General features: G+C 64.5%; 16 protein-coding genes. 10 read left to right on the top strand and 6 right to left on the bottom strand.

The genetic code is table 11. The annotated features are described in order from the left end of the window. The first annotated feature begins 1 nt into the window (after window position 1). A complete protein-coding gene (locus B0919_RS12680; protein WP_139362093.1) occupies window positions 2-454 on the top strand; it encodes a hypothetical protein in 453 nt (150 codons plus the stop codon). Here the strand turns inward: B0919_RS12680 and B0919_RS12675 are convergent. Then, window positions 444-662 (bottom strand): hypothetical protein, encoded by a 219-nt coding sequence (locus B0919_RS12675; protein WP_078012629.1) that lies wholly within the window; start codon window positions 660-662, stop codon window positions 444-446. The two genes, B0919_RS12680 and B0919_RS12675, sit on opposite strands and share 11 nt — an antisense overlap. A 204-nt stretch (window positions 663-866) precedes the next feature. Between B0919_RS12675 and B0919_RS12670 the strand changes: the two genes are divergently transcribed. From B0919_RS12670 to B0919_RS12655, 4 genes are all read left to right on the top strand, one after another. Then, window positions 867-2,012 carry an AMP-binding protein gene (locus tag B0919_RS12670; protein WP_078012628.1) on the top strand — a complete coding sequence of 382 codons (1,146 nt, stop codon included), beginning with the start codon at window positions 867-869 and terminating at the stop codon, window positions 2,010-2,012. A 371-nt stretch (window positions 2,013-2,383) separates the two neighbouring features. Beyond that, window positions 2,384-3,931 (top strand): S1C family serine protease, encoded by a 1,548-nt coding sequence (locus B0919_RS12665; protein WP_078012627.1) that lies wholly within the window; start codon window positions 2,384-2,386, stop codon window positions 3,929-3,931. Window positions 3,932-4,195: 264 nt separating this feature from the next. Further along, on the top strand, window positions 4,196-4,606 hold the full coding sequence (locus B0919_RS12660) for a hypothetical protein (protein WP_078012626.1): 411 nt from the start codon (window positions 4,196-4,198) through the stop codon (window positions 4,604-4,606). Between the two features lie 231 nt (window positions 4,607-4,837). Next, a complete protein-coding gene (locus tag B0919_RS12655) occupies window positions 4,838-6,442 on the top strand; it encodes a S1C family serine protease (protein WP_078012625.1) in 1,605 nt (534 codons plus the stop codon). Between the two features lie 131 nt (window positions 6,443-6,573). Here B0919_RS12655 and B0919_RS12650 read toward each other — a convergent pair whose 3' ends face one another. Then, window positions 6,574-7,272, bottom strand: a complete 699-nt coding sequence (locus B0919_RS12650) for a hypothetical protein (RefSeq protein WP_078012624.1) — start codon at window positions 7,270-7,272, stop codon at window positions 6,574-6,576. 169 nt (window positions 7,273-7,441) lie between these two features. Between B0919_RS12650 and B0919_RS12645 the strand changes: the two genes are divergently transcribed. From B0919_RS12645 to B0919_RS12635, 3 genes are all read left to right on the top strand, one after another. Next, on the top strand, window positions 7,442-7,897 hold the full coding sequence (locus B0919_RS12645) for an ABA4-like family protein (RefSeq protein ID WP_078012623.1): 456 nt from the start codon (window positions 7,442-7,444) through the stop codon (window positions 7,895-7,897). 45 nt (window positions 7,898-7,942) lie between these two features. Further along, complete coding sequence (locus B0919_RS12640; protein WP_078012622.1) at window positions 7,943-8,791, top strand: hypothetical protein; 849 nt, start codon at window positions 7,943-7,945, stop codon at window positions 8,789-8,791. 190 nt (window positions 8,792-8,981) lie between these two features. After that, entirely contained in the window at window positions 8,982-10,016 is a 1,035-nt protein-coding gene (locus B0919_RS12635) for a sensor histidine kinase (protein WP_078012621.1), read from the top strand. A 154-nt stretch (window positions 10,017-10,170) separates the two neighbouring features. Here B0919_RS12635 and B0919_RS12630 read toward each other — a convergent pair whose 3' ends face one another. Further along, on the bottom strand, window positions 10,171-10,710 hold the full coding sequence (locus tag B0919_RS12630; protein WP_254846573.1) for an alpha/beta hydrolase: 540 nt from the start codon (window positions 10,708-10,710) through the stop codon (window positions 10,171-10,173). A gap of 83 nt (window positions 10,711-10,793) precedes the next feature. Between B0919_RS12630 and B0919_RS12625 the strand changes: the two genes are divergently transcribed. After that, window positions 10,794-11,564: a LytR/AlgR family response regulator transcription factor gene (locus B0919_RS12625; protein WP_078012619.1), complete on the top strand. Its 771-nt coding sequence runs from the start codon at window positions 10,794-10,796 to the stop codon at window positions 11,562-11,564. 20 nt (window positions 11,565-11,584) lie between these two features. Here the strand turns inward: B0919_RS12625 and B0919_RS12620 are convergent, their stop codons facing one another. After that, window positions 11,585-12,784, bottom strand: a complete 1,200-nt coding sequence (locus B0919_RS12620; RefSeq protein ID WP_078012618.1) for an acyltransferase family protein — start codon at window positions 12,782-12,784, stop codon at window positions 11,585-11,587. Between the two features lie 59 nt (window positions 12,785-12,843). Continuing rightward, the gene (locus tag B0919_RS12615; RefSeq protein WP_078012617.1) at window positions 12,844-13,539 is read right to left on the bottom strand and encodes an HAD family hydrolase; all 696 of its coding nucleotides are present in this window, start codon (window positions 13,537-13,539) and stop codon (window positions 12,844-12,846) included. A gap of 76 nt (window positions 13,540-13,615) precedes the next feature. Between B0919_RS12615 and B0919_RS12610 the strand changes: the two genes are divergently transcribed. After that, entirely contained in the window at window positions 13,616-14,257 is a 642-nt protein-coding gene (locus B0919_RS12610; RefSeq protein ID WP_078012616.1) for a chloramphenicol acetyltransferase, read from the top strand. Between the two features lie 41 nt (window positions 14,258-14,298). Here the strand turns inward: B0919_RS12610 and B0919_RS12605 are convergent, their stop codons facing one another. Beyond that, window positions 14,299-14,835: a pyridoxamine 5'-phosphate oxidase family protein gene (locus B0919_RS12605; RefSeq protein ID WP_078012615.1), complete on the bottom strand. Its 537-nt coding sequence runs from the start codon at window positions 14,833-14,835 to the stop codon at window positions 14,299-14,301. Window positions 14,836-14,921: the final 86 nt, after the last annotated feature.

Genomic DNA, 14,921 nt, shown 5'->3' with positions numbered 1-14,921 from the left:
TATGGCGCCTATTCGCCTGACGCAGTTTTTCCACGCGGTGCACTATACCGTACAGGGGACACTTATGGCGGCACTCGTGCTCTGGACGGGCCGTGGGCTGCGGGCGGTGCCCGGCCCGGGAGGGGCCGCGCCGGCGCTGGGGCCGTATATATTGCTGGCTTTCCTGCTGGTTTTGATGGTGGGCAGCAGCCTTTACACTCTTTCACGGTACATGCGGCCCGATCTGCGCCGGCCCATCCGCGAAAACCGCCGGGTATACCGCAGCCGCCAGCTGCTGTACAACAGCCTGCTGGGCTTGCTGGGCTTGCCGCCGCTGCTGTTTTACCAAACCACCGGCGACCCTATTCATTTGTGCTATTACGTGCTGCTGCTGCTTGGCCTGACGACGCTCAGCTGGCCCACCCAGCACCGGTACCAGCGCTGGCTGCTCTCGCAGCACTGGGCTAGAAAATAGAGCCGAAGCCCTCGCAGCCGGAGCACCAGGCGTAAAAATCACGCTTGGTTTGAGCGTCCTTTTCGTCTTCCTCGTCGGGCAGAGGCCGCGCGGGCTGCGGTGCGGGCGTGGCAGCCGCATACGGGTATTCCGGCAGCTGAGCCGAAGTAGTAGCTGCCTGCGGCTGGGTCTGGACCGAGGTCTTGGCGGGGCGGACGAACGTGTTCATGGCAGTAAGAAAGTTGGTACAGCTATCCGTAAGATACGGAATTTACCGGTAAGCGTCCACTCACTCACAATACAAACCAATACAACAACATCGCCAAGCCACCACTTTCTAGTGGGCGGGCCATGGCTCTGGCTTTACGCGCTGCATCCTTTCTTTGCCCCGACCGGTATCAGCATACGACTTTCCTCCGGTCTACTCCTGCTCATGCCCGCTACCACCGCCCCCGATTCCTTGCTGCTCAACGGCCGCCGCTACCGCTACGCCGACATTCAGGAGTACCCCGGTCATGCCGGCGCCGACATCAACGGCTACGAGGCCCGCATCCTGGATTTTTGCCGGCAATGGCTCAACGGCGTGCAGGAGTTTGTGCTTACCACCTCCGGCTCCACGGGCACACCGCAGCCCATTACCCTGCGCCGCAGCCAGCTCGTAGCCAGTGCCCAGCGGACCATGAGCCACCTGGGCCTGGGGCTGGGCCAGCGCATGCTCGTGTGCCTGAACTGCGAGTTTATCGGCGGGCTGATGATGCTGGTGCGCGCCTTTGAACACGGCCTTCACCTGACCATTACCGAGCCCGTGGCCGATCCGTTTGCCTGGGTGCCGGAGGATGCGGAGTTCGACTTCGGCTCCTTCGTGCCGCTGCAGCTGCGCACGGTGCTGGAGCATGGCCACGCTCCCCAGCTGGAACGCATGCAGGCCATTCTCATCGGGGGGGCGGCCGTGGATTATTCGCTCACGCAGCTGGCCCAAGGCCTGCGGGTGCCGCTCTACCACACCTACGGCATGACGGAAACCTGCTCCCACATTGCCCTGCGCCGCCTCAACGGCCCCGACGCCTCCGCCTACTACCGCGTGCTGCCCGGCCTGCACGTGGAGCAGGACGCGCGCGGCTGCCTCGCCATCCGCGGCGACGTGACCAGCCAGGAGCTGATCCAGACCAACGACCTGGTGCGCTTCGCCGAGCACGACCACCACCTGTTCGAATGGCTGGGCCGCGCCGATTTCGTCATCAACTCGGGCGGGGTGAAAGTGCCGGCCGAGAAAGTAGAGCAGGTACTGGAAGTGACGCTGGCCGAATTGGGTCACCTGGGCCGCCGCGCCTTCGTCACGGGCCTGCCCGACGAGCGGCTGGGCCAGCAGGTAACGGCCGTAGTCGAAGGCGAACCGCTGCCGGAAGCAGCCGAAGCGGAGGTCCTGGCGCTGCTGCGCGAACGGCTGGGCCGCTACGAAGTGCCGCGCGCGGTGCACTACGCGGCGCAATTTGCCCAAACGGCCAGCGGCAAGCTGGACCGCCGCCGCACGCTGCACGCCGCCGGGCTGGCCGCAGCTGATGAGGCCAATCAAGGGTAACGCGCTTACCCAACAGAAGCCCAATTTCGCTTATCGTTAGCCGCCATCGTTTGGGCCTCAGCCTGTGCGCTGGCGGCTACCGTCAATTCATTGGCCTTGTCGAACCGCCACGCACCTTACTGCTAATCAGTCAGTAGCCAAGCCGCGGACTGGCTTCGATTCTGGCCGCGTTGCCGAACTGTGCGGATGCAGAAACGACTTTAGCCCGCCGACCAGAGCGGACAAACACGTTATTTAATTTTATCTAGCAGTATAGAATTATTCAAGAATTTAGCGGTTACTTTACCCTGATTACACCAGTCCGTTCGGGGCTCATTTTTATTCATTTTGACTTCTGTCGGCTGCTTCTTTTACCACCCTTTCCAGTCTGCATGAAAAAACTTTTTACCCCAGCGGTGGGCAGCCTGCTGATCAGCTCGATGCTGCTGCAAAGCTGCGCCACCATCATTTCCACACCCAAGCAAACGGTGCACATCACGGGCGCGCCGGCGGGCACAGTAGTCTACGTCAACAGCACGCCGGCCAAGAACAGCAACACCACGCCGCCGAGGGTGCGCCTGTCGCGCAAGAAGACCTCGGAAATCACGCTGAAGGCCGAGGGCTACAAGGACCACACGGAAATTCTGTACCCGGATAAGACCAACCCGTTGGCCATCCTCGACCTAATTGCCAGCATTCCGACCCTGCTGATTCCGTACCTGGTGGACATGGGCACCGGCGCGGTGTACCGCCTCAACAAGAGCGAGGTCAACGCCCCGATGATCAAGCTGCCGAACAAGATTGACGGCAGCCTGCCCGTGGCATGCAGCGGCGTGACGGTGCGCTTCAAGGGCGGCGACAAACTGGGCAACTTCTACGTCAAGAACAGCCCGGAGGAAATCCTGTACTACGGCAAGTCGCTGGACACCGACGCCAACCACCTGAAGGAAAACGTGAACAGCGCCCTGAAGGAAGCTGGCTTCTCGGTGCCCGATACGGAAGCCAAGAGCCTATTTTCGGCCGGCACCTCGGCGAAGTACACCGTGGTGGGCGAGCTGCAGAACATCCGCTACGACGTGGTGGCCACGCACCGCTACGAGGCGTACGCCAAGTACTTTACCCGCTGCGAAACCACCGTCAACTGGAAGCTGCTCAACCGCAAAAAGGAGGTCGTATTCGAGCAAAAGACCACGGGCAACGCCGACAAGTTTGAGAAGGGCGGCTCGGCGGCTTTCGAAGACTCCTTTGAAAACGCGTTCTACGCCTTCCTCTACAACAAGAAGCCCTACGAGCTGCTGAGCAAATCGGCCCCGAAAACGACGGTGGACACGGAGGAGGAAAAGGAAATCAGCCTGGCCCGCCCCGTGACGAGCACGCAGGAAAGCAACGACATCAGCCGCGCGGCCAAGGGCGTGGTGACGGTGGAAACCACCGATGGGCACGGCAGCGGCTGCATCCTCTCGGCCGACGGCTACATCGTGACCAACTTCCACGTGGTGGACGGGGCCAACGAAGTGCGCGTGGTGCTGCAGAGCGGTGACAGCCTCAAGGCCGACATCGTACGCGTAAACGAAACCATGGACCTGGCCCTGCTGAAGGTGAAGGCCGGCAAGCCGCTGCAGCCGCTGCGCCTGGTGGAAGAAGGCGGCGTGGACCTGGGCACCGACGTGTTTGCCATCGGCACGCCCGCCGACCGCGACCTGGGCCAGACCGTGACCAAGGGCATCATCAGCGCCCAGCGCAAGGTGGAAGGCCGCAGCTTTATCCAGACCGACGTGAGCATCAACCCTGGCAACTCGGGCGGGGCCCTGGTGAACCGCACCGGCAACCTGCTGGGCGTCATCAACGCCAAGCTGATGGGCCGCGGCATTGAAGGCCTGGGCTTTGCTATTCCGGCCCCGCAGGTGCTGCAGGCGCTGCACCTGAAGTACATCAACTAACTCCGTGTGGCGGGCCCCGGTGGTCTGCCTGCCCAAGCCGGCTGCGCCTCGCGCAGCCGGCTTGTGTGTTTTTGGACGCGGTGCGGTACGGCTGCGACTGACGAGCTAAAGCCCTGTGCCACATCATACTTGTAACTGAGTCGCTGTGCCAGTCGCCCGACAAGCCACTGCCCAGACCTCGTCTTTCCGGCCTACAGATAGCGTATAGCGGGCTTTTGCGTTTATTCGCTACGTTTCACGTTCCCCCTTTTCTTCTCCATCCCCATGACCCGCACGCTACAAACCTGGCTATTCGCATTCCTCTTTCTGCTAACTGCAGCGGCCGGTGCGCAGGCCCAGAACAACCGGTCCCAGCCCCAGTCCACTCCCGAGGCCAGCCGCTATGAGTACTGCGAAGTGCACGTGACCGGCAGCAGCAACGTGTACGCCGACTTTGGCTACGGCCGCGAGAAGCTGGGCGGCCCCGAGCTATCGAAACTGGAAGTGGGTAAGCTCCAGGTATTTGCCACGCCCATCAGTGCCCTCAACTACCTGGGCTCCCTGGGCTGGGAACTGGTGCAGGTGTACCAGCCCGACCGCCCCACCCCAACCAAAACCACCGCGCACGACACCGACCGCTACTACGTGATGCGCCGGCTGCGCTCCTCGACGGGCGTCACCGTTACCAAGCCGTAAGGTCCTCTTTACCGCGCCCCGCAGGCGCATCCCGGACCGCCCCGGGCGGAGGCCATTGGTTCGCCAGGAACCGGTGACTCCGCCCGGGGCGATGTTTTTGCTGGCCCCAAAAAAATCCTTCTCCCGGCCTGCTTTCAGTACCACGGCCCTGCGAATTGTGCTTACCTTGGACGGGTTTTGCCTACGGGCTTAATCCCGACAATTCAGTCCTTCTCCTCCTGTGTTTACCCTATGACAAAACGCTCTACCCTAGTTATCAGCGGCCTGCTCATCAGCTCCACGTTGCTGCCCAGCTGCGCCACCATTCTCTCCACGCCGTGGCAAACGGTGAAGGTGGTGGGCCAGCCGGCGGGCAGCACCATTTTAGTGAACGACAAGGAGGTGAAGACCCGCCCCATTGCCGGCAACCCCGGCGAGGTGAAGATCCGGCTGCGACGCAACAAGAACTCGGAGGTGCGCGTGAAGCACGAGGGCTACAAGGACCACGTGGAAATGCTCTACCCCGACAAGTGGAACTCCACGGTGTACCTCAGCCTGGGCGCCCTGGCCGCCCCCCTCTACACCCAGGCCAACGACATCGACCTGCACGGCACGGGGCTGGTTCTGGGGTTTGCGCCCTATCTGATCGATCTGGCCACCGGCTCGCACAAGCGCCTGAACAAGAAGACCATCGGGGCGCAGCTGGTGCGCAAGCCTACCCAGGTAGCCGGGAGCCAGACGGTGCAGTGCACGGTGCTGAACGTGCACCTCAAGGGCGGCGACAAAATGGGCACCGCCTCCGTTCACAAGGGCGAGACCGAAACGCTGTACTTCGGCAAGTCGCTGGACGTGGACTCGGACCACCTGAAGCAAACCGTGAACAGCTCGCTTAAGGACCTGGGCTACGCCGTGCCGGCCACGGAAGCCAAGAGCCTGTTTTCGACCGGGGCCAACACGCGCTACACCCTGCAGGGCGAGATGCGCACCGTGCACCTCGATGTCCGCGCCTCCAGCCCCTACGAGGCCCTGGCCCGCTACGAAACGCGCTGCTCGGTGGAAGTGACCTGGAAGCTGCTGAACCGCAACCGCCAAACCGTCTTCGAGCAGAAGACCACCGGCGACGCGCTCAAGTTTGAGAAGGGCGGCTCGGCAGCCTTCGAAGACGCCTTCGAAAACGCGCTATATGCCTTCGTGGGTAGCAAGCAGGTAACCACGGCCCTGGCCAAACCGGCCGGCGACGCCCCCGAGGAAAAGCAGGCGCCCATCGTGCTGCACCGCACCGCGCTGAAGCCAGCCGCCAACGGCAACGAAATCGGGGCGGCCGCGCGCCGCGTGGTGACGGTGGAAACCGCCGGCGGCCACGGCAGCGGCTGCATCATCTCCGCTGACGGCTACATCGTGACCAACTTCCACGTGGTGGGCGAGCAGGAGGAAGTGAAAGTAAACCTGCCCGACGGGCTGGAGGCCAAAGCTAAAGTGGTGCGCACCAACCCCGAAATGGACCTGGCGCTGCTGAAAGTGGACGTGGACGGCCTCACGCCCTTCCTGCTGCCCACGGCCGGCGCCGCCGACCTGGGCACCGACGTGTTTGCCATCGGCACGCCCGCCGACAAGGAGCTGGGCCAGACCATCACCAAGGGCATCATCAGCGGCCGCCGCAAGGTGGAGGGCCACACCATCCTGCAAACCGATGTGAGCATCAACCCCGGCAACTCCGGCGGCGCCCTGGTGGCCCGCTCCGGCGAACTGGTAGGCATCGTCAACGCCAAGCTGGTGGGGCGCGGCATCGAGGGCATCGGCTTTGCCATTCCGGCCGAGCAGGTGGGCGAGGCGCTGCAGCTGCAGTACGCCGATTAAGGTACCCGGGCACCGATCAAAAACGGCCGCTCCTGACGTCAGGAGCGGCCGTTTTTTGCTTTCTATGAATTCACCGTCAACTGGGTCGTAGCCAACATTTGCGCATTTCGGACCGGCGTACGGCCCGCAGGCTACCGGGCCGGCCAGTCGCGGCGGTGCAGGCCCCGCTGCGAAAACAGCCGCTCGCGACCCCGCACTACTTTGTACAGGTCGCCGAGGAAGAGCTTGACGCGGCCGTAGAAAATCACGCCGCTGATGTCGTCTTCGAGCTTATCGGCGGTGAGCAGGGCCTGGCGGTACCCTACCCCGCCCCCGATGCCCACCCAGCGAAACACGCGCATGTGCCCGCCCACCGTGGGCTCGATCAGCCAGATGGTGCGGCGGGGCGAGTGGTACACCGTGCCGTCGGGGTACTGGTAACGGGTGTAGTAGCGCCCCACCCCGGCCTGCACGGGCGTGCTCAGCTCCCAGCGCGGGTTGCCGATGAGCACGTACTCGCCGTAGAGCGCCGCGTAGCGGAAGCGCACCTTGTCCTCGGCGCCGGGCGGCACGAAGACGGGCGGCGTTTCGCGGGTGGGCACGGCGCTGCTGAGAAAGTACAAGCCCACACCCGTGCGCAAGCGGCCGCGCCACTCCACGCCCAGCTTCACGCCGTTGATGCCCACCAGTGCGCCCTGCAGCAGGGAGTACCGCTGGTCGAACTGAAACACGACGCGCCGGTGCGTCTGCCGCACGAGGCTGGAATCGGGAGGTGGCAGGGCGGCTGCGGCCACGGGCAGCAGCGCAGCGGCCGCCACGCAGACGGAGGCTTTCCGGACGAAGCAGTTCACGCCGCAAAGCTACGCGGTGCCGGGCAGGAAGTTGTAGCGCCTCGGTCAGCCAGCGGTTCACCCGGTCCGCCTCCCGGTTCACCCGCCCCTGCCGGCGGTTCACCCGGCTTGGGCTACGGCTGCCCCGCCCCGCCGCGTAGTTTTGAGCCGAACCTTACTTCTACCCCCGATGCTCACGCCCGAACTCGTGTTTTCGCTGGCCAACACGGCCGTGCTGCCCGCCTGGCTGCTGCTGGCCGTGGCCCCGCGCTGGGGGCTGACGCGCCGCCTCATCCGCAGCGGTGCCTGGCCCCTGCTGCTCGCCGCCACCTACGCCGCTCTGCTGGTGGTGCACTACCTCAGTCCCCACGCCACCGAAGGCAGCTTCAGCTCCCTGGCCGAGGTGGCCGCGCTGTTTCGTGACCCGTGGGCTCTCACGGCCGGCTGGGCCCACTACCTCTGCTTCGATCTGTGCGTGGGCATCTGGGAAGTGCGCGACGCCGAACGCCGCGGCCTGCCGCACATTCTGCTGCTGCCCGCGCTGGTGCTCACGTTCTTGGTTGGGCCCATTGGGCTGCTGCTGTACGCTGCCCTGCGCCAGCTGCGGCCGACGCCCGCGCCCGGCGCGCCGGCAATCCCGGCTTAAGTACCTGCTCCTACTTCGGAATCTATTCTTCTACCCTTGCCGACTATGAAAACTGCTGCTCTTACCCTTACCCTGCCTTCTCGTCCTCAGGCCCTGGCTAGCTGGCGCCCGGCCTGGCTGCGCATCATTCACGGCTGCCAGCCCGCGCTGGCCTGGACCGGTTGGCTGCACGTGGCGTTGCTGGTGCTGGCCCTGGCCCTGTGGCTGGTAGATGACCGCGTGGTAACGGGCCTGAACGTGTGGATCAAGCCCGCGAAGTTCAGTGCCTCGGGGCTGATTTACCTCTGGACGCTGGCCTGGCTGCTGGCCGACGTGCCTGCCCAGGACCAGCGCAGCGCCCGCCGTATTGGCCGGCTGGTGGCGCTGTCGCTGGTAGTCGAAATGGCCTGCATCGTGCTGCAGGCAGCCCGGGGCACTACCTCGCACTTCAACATCGATTCGGTCTTCGACGCTGTGCTGTTTCAGATCATGGGCGTGTTCATCATGCTCAATTCGGCCGCCATCGTGTGGGCCATTGTGCTGGTGTTTCGCCGGCGGCCTTTTGGCTCGGCGGCCTGGGTATGGGGCATCCGGCTGGGCCTGATTCTGTTTCTGGTGGGCAGCGCCGTGGGCGGCGTGATGGCCGGGCGCATGGCCCACACCGTGGGCGCCGCCGACGGGGGTGCAGGCCTGCCCGTGCTGGGCTGGAGCACCCGCCACGGCGACCTGCGCGCCGCGCACTTCCTGGGTCTGCACGCCTTGCAGGCGCTGCCGCTGGTCGGCTGGCTGCTGGAGCGCTACGTCACGCGCCGGGCCGCCGTGCAGACATTGGGCGTGGTCCTGTTCGCGGCGCTGTACGTAGCCGCTGTGGCCTGGCTGTACTGGCACGCCATGCAGGGCCTGCCGCTGCTGTAGGTTCGGGGCCTGGTTGCTGGCGGGGCACCTTATTGTCCGGCCGCTATGCTCCTACCTTCCGCTGCGGGCCGCAGCCTATATTACTCTGGCGTGGACGTATTTTGCGCTGCTTCGGCCCGGCAGCTGACTTCTGTCAGCCACACTCCCCGGCGCAGGCGCCCTACGTCAGCCTCAGTACTTCTCATTTGCCATGGACGACCGTCGCCTACGCCTGCTGGGCATTCCGCTGCTGAGCCTGCTGATTGTGCTGCTGAATGGGTGGTACCAGGAGTCAGTGGCGAATTTTGTCGTGAGCTGGGGCATTTCTGCCCTGTTTACGGCCGTGCTGTGGCTGGGCGTGCGCAGCATTTGGGCGCTGCTGGTGCAGCGTTTTCCGCGGGTGGAGCACACCTCGCGCCGGCTGTGGCTGCTGGTGCCAGCCTGCCTGCTCTATACCAGCGTGGCCACCGTCGCCATTGTGGCGCTGCTGCAACTGTTTCTGCCGCAGTATTTCTCGTTCACGCCGCGGTACCTGGCCGAGCAGATCAAGTTCAACCTAGTGCCCACCAGCATTGTGATGCTGGTGTACGAAAGCCGGATGTTCTTTCTGCGCTGGGCCGAAAACGTGCGCCGGGCCGAGCAGCTGCAAAGCGCCAGCCAACGGGCCGAGCTACAGGCCCTGCAGCAGCAGCTCGACCCGCACTTTCTCTTCAACTCGCTCAACACCCTGGCCGCCCTGGTGGAGCCCGACAACGCCCCGGCCCAGCAATTTGTGGAGCAGCTCGCCGACGTGTACCGCTACGTGCTGCTGAGCCGCGAGCGGCTCACCGTGCCGCTGCGCGAGGAACTGGCCTTCGTGGAGGCGTATGTGGCGCTGCAGAAAGCTCGCCTACGCGACAATCTGCAGGTGAGCGTGGAAGTACCCGGGGCGCTGCTCGACGAGCAGGTAGCCCCGCTGAGCGTGCAGCTGCTGATCGAAAACGCGCTCAAGCACAACGAAGCCTCGCGCCGGCACCCGCTACGGGTGCGCGTAACGGCAGCGGAGGGCTGGCTGACGGTGCAGAACCCGCGCCGCGCCCGCACCACCAGCCTCGGGCCGAGCACCGGCCTGGGCCTGCGCAACATCCGGGAGCGGTACGCCCTGCTGGCCGCGCGGCAGCCCGTGCAGATTCACGACGAGCCGGCCACGTTTACGGTGCGCCTGCCGCTGCTCGGGGCTGCGGCTGCTGTGCCGACGGCGGGCTAGCCAAGCTGTGTCTGAAAACTCGAAAACGGTCATGCTCCATCTGGCTCCCCCTCTCCTTTTCGGAGAGGGGCCGGGGGTGAGGCGCAACGAAGCAGTAAAGATGCTCCGCTCAGCAAGACGCTCAATAAGCCCAAAACGACTTTTCAGGCACAACCTAGGAAGGGGCTGGGTTTGTCAGCGTTTGCAACAGGGCGTGGCCTTCGGGCCACAGACCGAGCCCGGAGGCTGAGTTGAGGTGACCGTGAGGCCCCATGTTCACGAAACGGCTGCCCCAATCCTGCGCCAGCTGCCGGGCCCGCTCCAGGCTGATGTACTCGTCGGTGGTGCTGCCGACCACCATGGTCGGAAACGGCAGCCGCCGGCGCGGCATCGGGCCAAAACCCCGCAGCACCGCCGGAAAGTCGGGCCGGTCGGCATCGGGCGGCGCGACCAGCAGGGCGCCGGCCACGCGCAGGCTGGTGGCGCCGGCCCAGTGCGCCACGGCCAGGCATGCCAGGCTGTGCGCGGCCAGCACCACGTTCGGCCCTGCAGCAGCCACAGCGCATTCCAGGGTGTGCAGCCAGTCGGCGCGGTCGGGCTCGTCCCAGCTGCCGGGCACGATGCGCCGGTAGCCGTAGTGCTGCTCCCACTGGGTTTGCCAGTGCTCAGAATCGGAGCTGCCCCAGCCCGGAAAAGTTAATACCTCAAGTGACACGTGCAACAGCCAAGGGTGGAGTCCAAAGATGCTACTTTCAGCCCGGCGTATTGTCTTTGCCCTGTGTTTGTCCGTCCCCTGCCATGAACGTCCTGCTCCTCGAAGACGAATACCCGGCCGCCGAGCGTCTGCAGCGCCTGCTGGCCCAGGCGGCGCCCGAAGCTACCGTGGTGGCCCACCTCGATACCGTGGCCGGCGCCGTGGAATGGCTGCGCACCCACCCCGAGCCGCAGCTTATCCTGGCCGATATTCACCTCGCCGACGGCATCAGCCTAGATGTGTTCGACCAGCTGGTGGTGACCACGCCTGTCATCTTCACCACCGCCTACGACCAGTACGCCCTGCAGGCTTTTAGAACGCACAGCGTGGACTACCTGCTCAAGCCCATCAAGCTGGCCGAGCTGCAAACCGCGCTGCAGAAGCTGCGCCAGTGGCACAGCCCGGCGCTGGCCGCCTCGGAGGTGGCCCAACGGCTGCAAAACCTGCTCAACGTGCCGACCGGTGCGGCTGCGGCCCCCAAATCCCGCTTTCTGGTGCGACAAGGCGAGCAGCTGCTGCCCGTGCAGGCTGCCGATATTGCCTGGTTTCAGAGCCGCAACGAAACCGTGACGCTCGTCACGCTGGCCGGGCAGCGCTACCTCGTCGACTACACCCTCGAGCAGCTGGAGCAGTTGCTGGACGGGCGGCAGTTTTTCCGGCTCAACCGCCAGTTCATTGCCCAGCTACCGGCCGTGCACCGCCTGCACCCGTGGTTCAACGGCAAGCTAAAGCTGGACCTGCAGCCCGCCCCCGCCGACGAGGTCATCGTGAGTCGCGAGAAGGCCACCGCCGTCAAAAGCTGGCTGGAAGGCTGAGCTGCCGGCGGGCCCAGACGCTACGCCACGGCTGCTGGCGCGGCAGCGTTTGTGGGTTCCTCGGCAGCTACCGGCGGGGGCAGCACGGCGGGCATCAACCTGCCGTACAGCCGCAGGAATGGTAGCTCGAAGTACCAGAAGCTGACGTAAGCGGCAACGACGGTCAGGCCGAAGGACCACACGGGAATCCACCAGATCATGTCCCAAACGTCTTTGCGTAGGCCGAACAGGCGGTACACCCCGTACATGGCCACGATGGCAATACCGTGCAGCAGGTACAGGCCGTAAGCCAGCTGCCCCAGGCGGCGCAGCATCTTGCGCCGGCCCAGCTTGAAGAGCGAGTGCCGCCCGTAGTTCTGCTCCAGCAGCACCAGCACCGCCACCGCGTCGATGAGCGGACGCTCCAGGGGCTGCAGCGTGGGCAGGGCCTGCAGGCCGTGGCGGTACAGGTAAACGGCCGCAATCCAGAGCAGCGCTACGCCCCAGCGGGGCAGCTGCCGCACAGCCAGCAGCCAGCGGCGGGCCCACGGGTGACGCACCTGCTCGGCGTAGAACACGCCCAGGGCGGCCAGCCCCCCCACGGCCAGATCGGAGGTGCACGTAAACGTGTGGTAGCCAGTGGCCGGGTGCGCCCATTGCCAGCCAATCGACGCGGCCAGGATGGCCAGCATGGCGGGTAGGTAGGCGCGCACCGGTAGCAGCGCCAGCAGCACGGGCCACACTAGGTAGAACTGCTCCTCAATGGCCAGCGACCAGAGCGGACCGAGCCCGAAAAAGGTGGGCGCGGGGCTCAAGTGGTCGATATTTTGCAGAAACAACACGTAGGGCCACAGCGCCGCCGCTTCCTGGTACGGATGGGAGCCGAAACGACTCAGCCAGGGAAACGCGCAGAAGCCCACGAACAGCACCGCGTAATACAGCGGCCAGATGCGCAGCAGCCGGCGCAGGTAAAACGCCCCGACGCCGATGCGGCCCGTGTGCGCCCGCTCGCGCAGCAGCAGCAACGTGATGATAAAGCTGCTCATCACGAAGAAAAAGGCCATGACCAGCGACGGGTTGTGCACCGAGCCAAATTGCACGAGCGGCTTCACCCAATGCTTTTCCAGCTCCGGCGCTTGGTAGCTGCAGCCGTGGGCAATGAACACTAAGATGAAAAACAAACCGCGCAGGCCGTCCAGATTGGCGAAATAAGCCCGCTTGCGAGGGGTAGATAGGGACATAGAAAGCTATAAACCCCGCGTGGGGGCGCCCGGAAAGAGGGGCGTAAAGGAGTTTCTGGTTAGCACAGCAAGGCCGGGACTTCGGCCAGCGACGCCACCTGCTCGAAGGCCACGCCCTGCAGTTGCTCGGCGGGCACTTCTTCCATGATCCAGGTGGTGTGGTAGGGCACGTGCACGGCCCGCGCCCCCAGCCGCGCCACCGGCAGAATATCCGACTTAAGGGAGTTGCCGATCATGACAAACTCCGCCGGCGCCACCTGGTAGCGCGCGAGGATGCGCTGATACGAGGCCTCGTTTTTCTCGCTCACGATTTCCACGTGCTCGAAGTAGGCGTCGAGGCCGGAACGGGCCAGCTTGCTTTCCTGGTCGAACAGGTCGCCCTTGGTGAGCAGCATCAGCGGCAGGCCGTGCGCCTGCAGCGTGCTGAGCACGTCCACTACGTGCGGCAAGGGCTCGATGTGGAAGTCCAGCAAGCGCTTGCCGTGGTCGAGAATCTGCTGGATTTCGCGGCCGCTCACGGCTCCGTCGGTCAGCTGGATTACCGTCTCGACCATCGAGAGCATAAAGGATTTGGCGCCGTAGCCGAGCAGGGGTAGGTTGTGGCGCTGCACTTCAAAAAAGCGCTGGCCCAATGTAGCGGCGTCGGCGTAATGGGTAAGTAACTCGTAGAGACGGGCTTCGGCGGCGTCGTAGTGCGGCTGATTGGGCCACAGCGTGTCGTCGGCATCGAAGGCCACCAGCTTGGGAAGGGACATAGCAAAGAGCAAAGCTGCTGCGCGGACGTGGATTAGTGCAGCGGCAGCCCGGCAAAGTTACCGAACTTTGTGCCCCATGAAACATTTACTCGACCTATCTACCTGGAATCGGCGCGAGCATTTCGCCTTTTTTTCGGGCTTCGCCGAGCCATTTTTTGGGCTGGTGGCCGAACTCGACGCGGCACGCGCCTACGAGCGGGCCAAGACGCTGAACGTATCGTTTTTTCAGCTGTACCTGCACGCGGTGCTGCGCGCCGCCAATGCGGTGGAGGCCCTGCGCTACCGCGTGGAGGACGGGCAGGTAGTCTGCTTCGACGAGGTGCACGCCTCGGCTACGCTCACCCGCCCCGACCATACGTTTGCCTTCAGTTTCGTGCCCTATACGGCTTCGCTGGCGGACTTCGGGCCGGGCCTGCAACGGGAAATGGACGCGGTGCGCGCCAGCACCGGCCTGCGCCTCGGCGGCGACTCCGCCCGCCTCGACGTGGTGCACTTCTCGGCCCTGCCGTGGGTGGCCTTCACCAGCCTCAGCCACGCCCGCCACTTCCCCCACCCCGACAGCATCCCCAAAATTTCGGTGGGCCGCTACCGCCGGCAGGGCGCGCAACTGCTGTTACCGGTGAGCATTCACGTGCACCACGGCCTGGCCGACGGCTACCACGTGGGCCTGTTCTACGAAGCCTTGCAGCGCGAGCTGGACGGCGGGGCGCAGAATTAATAGTTAATGGGGTGCCGCACCGGCGGCTGGCCGCATGGCGGCTAAATGCCGGTGGGTTTGCCGTCCAGGCTCAGGGCATTGCGCTGCTCCCAGTATTCCTGCACCTTCGCCGGGCCCTTCTTTTCCAAGGAGTGGTTTAGCTCGTCCCGCTCGCTCCGAAAATCCATCAGCGGAACGGCCATGCCGCAGGAAGTCGTGACCAGGTCGAGGTCCATGACGAAGATTTGCCGGGCACCGGGCAGCGGCGGAAACAGCGCCATCAGCTCCGCCCATTCGGCGTCGCGCGGATGAAAAATTACCGCCGTACCGTACAGCCGCAGAATGTTGGGCTTGCCCTCGAAAGCGCAAAACATCAGCGTCATGCGATTTTGTTCGAGCAGGTGGGCGGCCGTTTCGTTGCCACTGCCCGTCAGGTTCAGCCAAGCCACCCGCCGGCTGTCGAGCACCCGCAACGTGTCCTGGCCTTTGGGCGAAACGTTGACCCGGCCTTCCGGGGCGGCCGTGCCCACGAAGAAGACTTTCTGCTGCTCGATAAAGGCCCGGTGGGCGGCTTCTAATTCGGTAAAGTGCTTGGCCATGGCTCAGAAGGCTTGGGGCTGGAATATGTTGCCGACCAATGCAAGGTGCATACGAACTTGCATGGCGGCAACAACTCCACAAGTTA

The sequence above is a fragment of the Hymenobacter sp. CRA2 genome, from assembly GCF_002007105.1.
Lineage (GTDB): Bacteria > Bacteroidota > Bacteroidia > Cytophagales > Hymenobacteraceae > Solirubrum.
The sequence above is the reverse complement of the archived record's forward strand: the minus strand, read 5'-3'. Positions and strand labels throughout refer to the sequence as shown.

Excerpts from the sequence above, each read along its gene's own strand:
- B0919_RS12605 (WP_078012615.1), bottom strand. The coding sequence starts at position 14,835 with ATGGCCAAGCACTTTACCGAATTAGAAGCCGCCCACCGGGCCTTTATC.
- B0919_RS12655 (WP_078012625.1), top strand. The coding sequence starts at position 4,838 with ATGACAAAACGCTCTACCCTAGTTATCAGCGGCCTGCTCATCAGCTCC.
- B0919_RS12670 (WP_078012628.1), top strand. The coding sequence starts at position 867 with ATGCCCGCTACCACCGCCCCCGATTCCTTGCTGCTCAACGGCCGCCGC.
- B0919_RS12660 (WP_078012626.1), top strand. The coding sequence starts at position 4,196 with ATGACCCGCACGCTACAAACCTGGCTATTCGCATTCCTCTTTCTGCTA.
- B0919_RS12615 (WP_078012617.1), bottom strand. The coding sequence starts at position 13,539 with ATGTCCCTTCCCAAGCTGGTGGCCTTCGATGCCGACGACACGCTGTGG.
- B0919_RS12635 (WP_078012621.1), top strand. The coding sequence starts at position 8,982 with ATGGACGACCGTCGCCTACGCCTGCTGGGCATTCCGCTGCTGAGCCTG.
- B0919_RS12675 (WP_078012629.1), bottom strand. The coding sequence starts at position 662 with ATGAACACGTTCGTCCGCCCCGCCAAGACCTCGGTCCAGACCCAGCCG.
- B0919_RS12610 (WP_078012616.1), top strand. The coding sequence starts at position 13,616 with ATGAAACATTTACTCGACCTATCTACCTGGAATCGGCGCGAGCATTTC.
- B0919_RS12640 (WP_078012622.1), top strand. The coding sequence starts at position 7,943 with ATGAAAACTGCTGCTCTTACCCTTACCCTGCCTTCTCGTCCTCAGGCC.
- B0919_RS12625 (WP_078012619.1), top strand. The coding sequence starts at position 10,794 with ATGAACGTCCTGCTCCTCGAAGACGAATACCCGGCCGCCGAGCGTCTG.
- B0919_RS12645 (WP_078012623.1), top strand. The coding sequence starts at position 7,442 with ATGCTCACGCCCGAACTCGTGTTTTCGCTGGCCAACACGGCCGTGCTG.
- B0919_RS12680 (WP_139362093.1), top strand. The coding sequence starts at position 2 with ATGGCGCCTATTCGCCTGACGCAGTTTTTCCACGCGGTGCACTATACC.
- B0919_RS12665 (WP_078012627.1), top strand. The coding sequence starts at position 2,384 with ATGAAAAAACTTTTTACCCCAGCGGTGGGCAGCCTGCTGATCAGCTCG.
- B0919_RS12620 (WP_078012618.1), bottom strand. The coding sequence starts at position 12,784 with ATGTCCCTATCTACCCCTCGCAAGCGGGCTTATTTCGCCAATCTGGAC.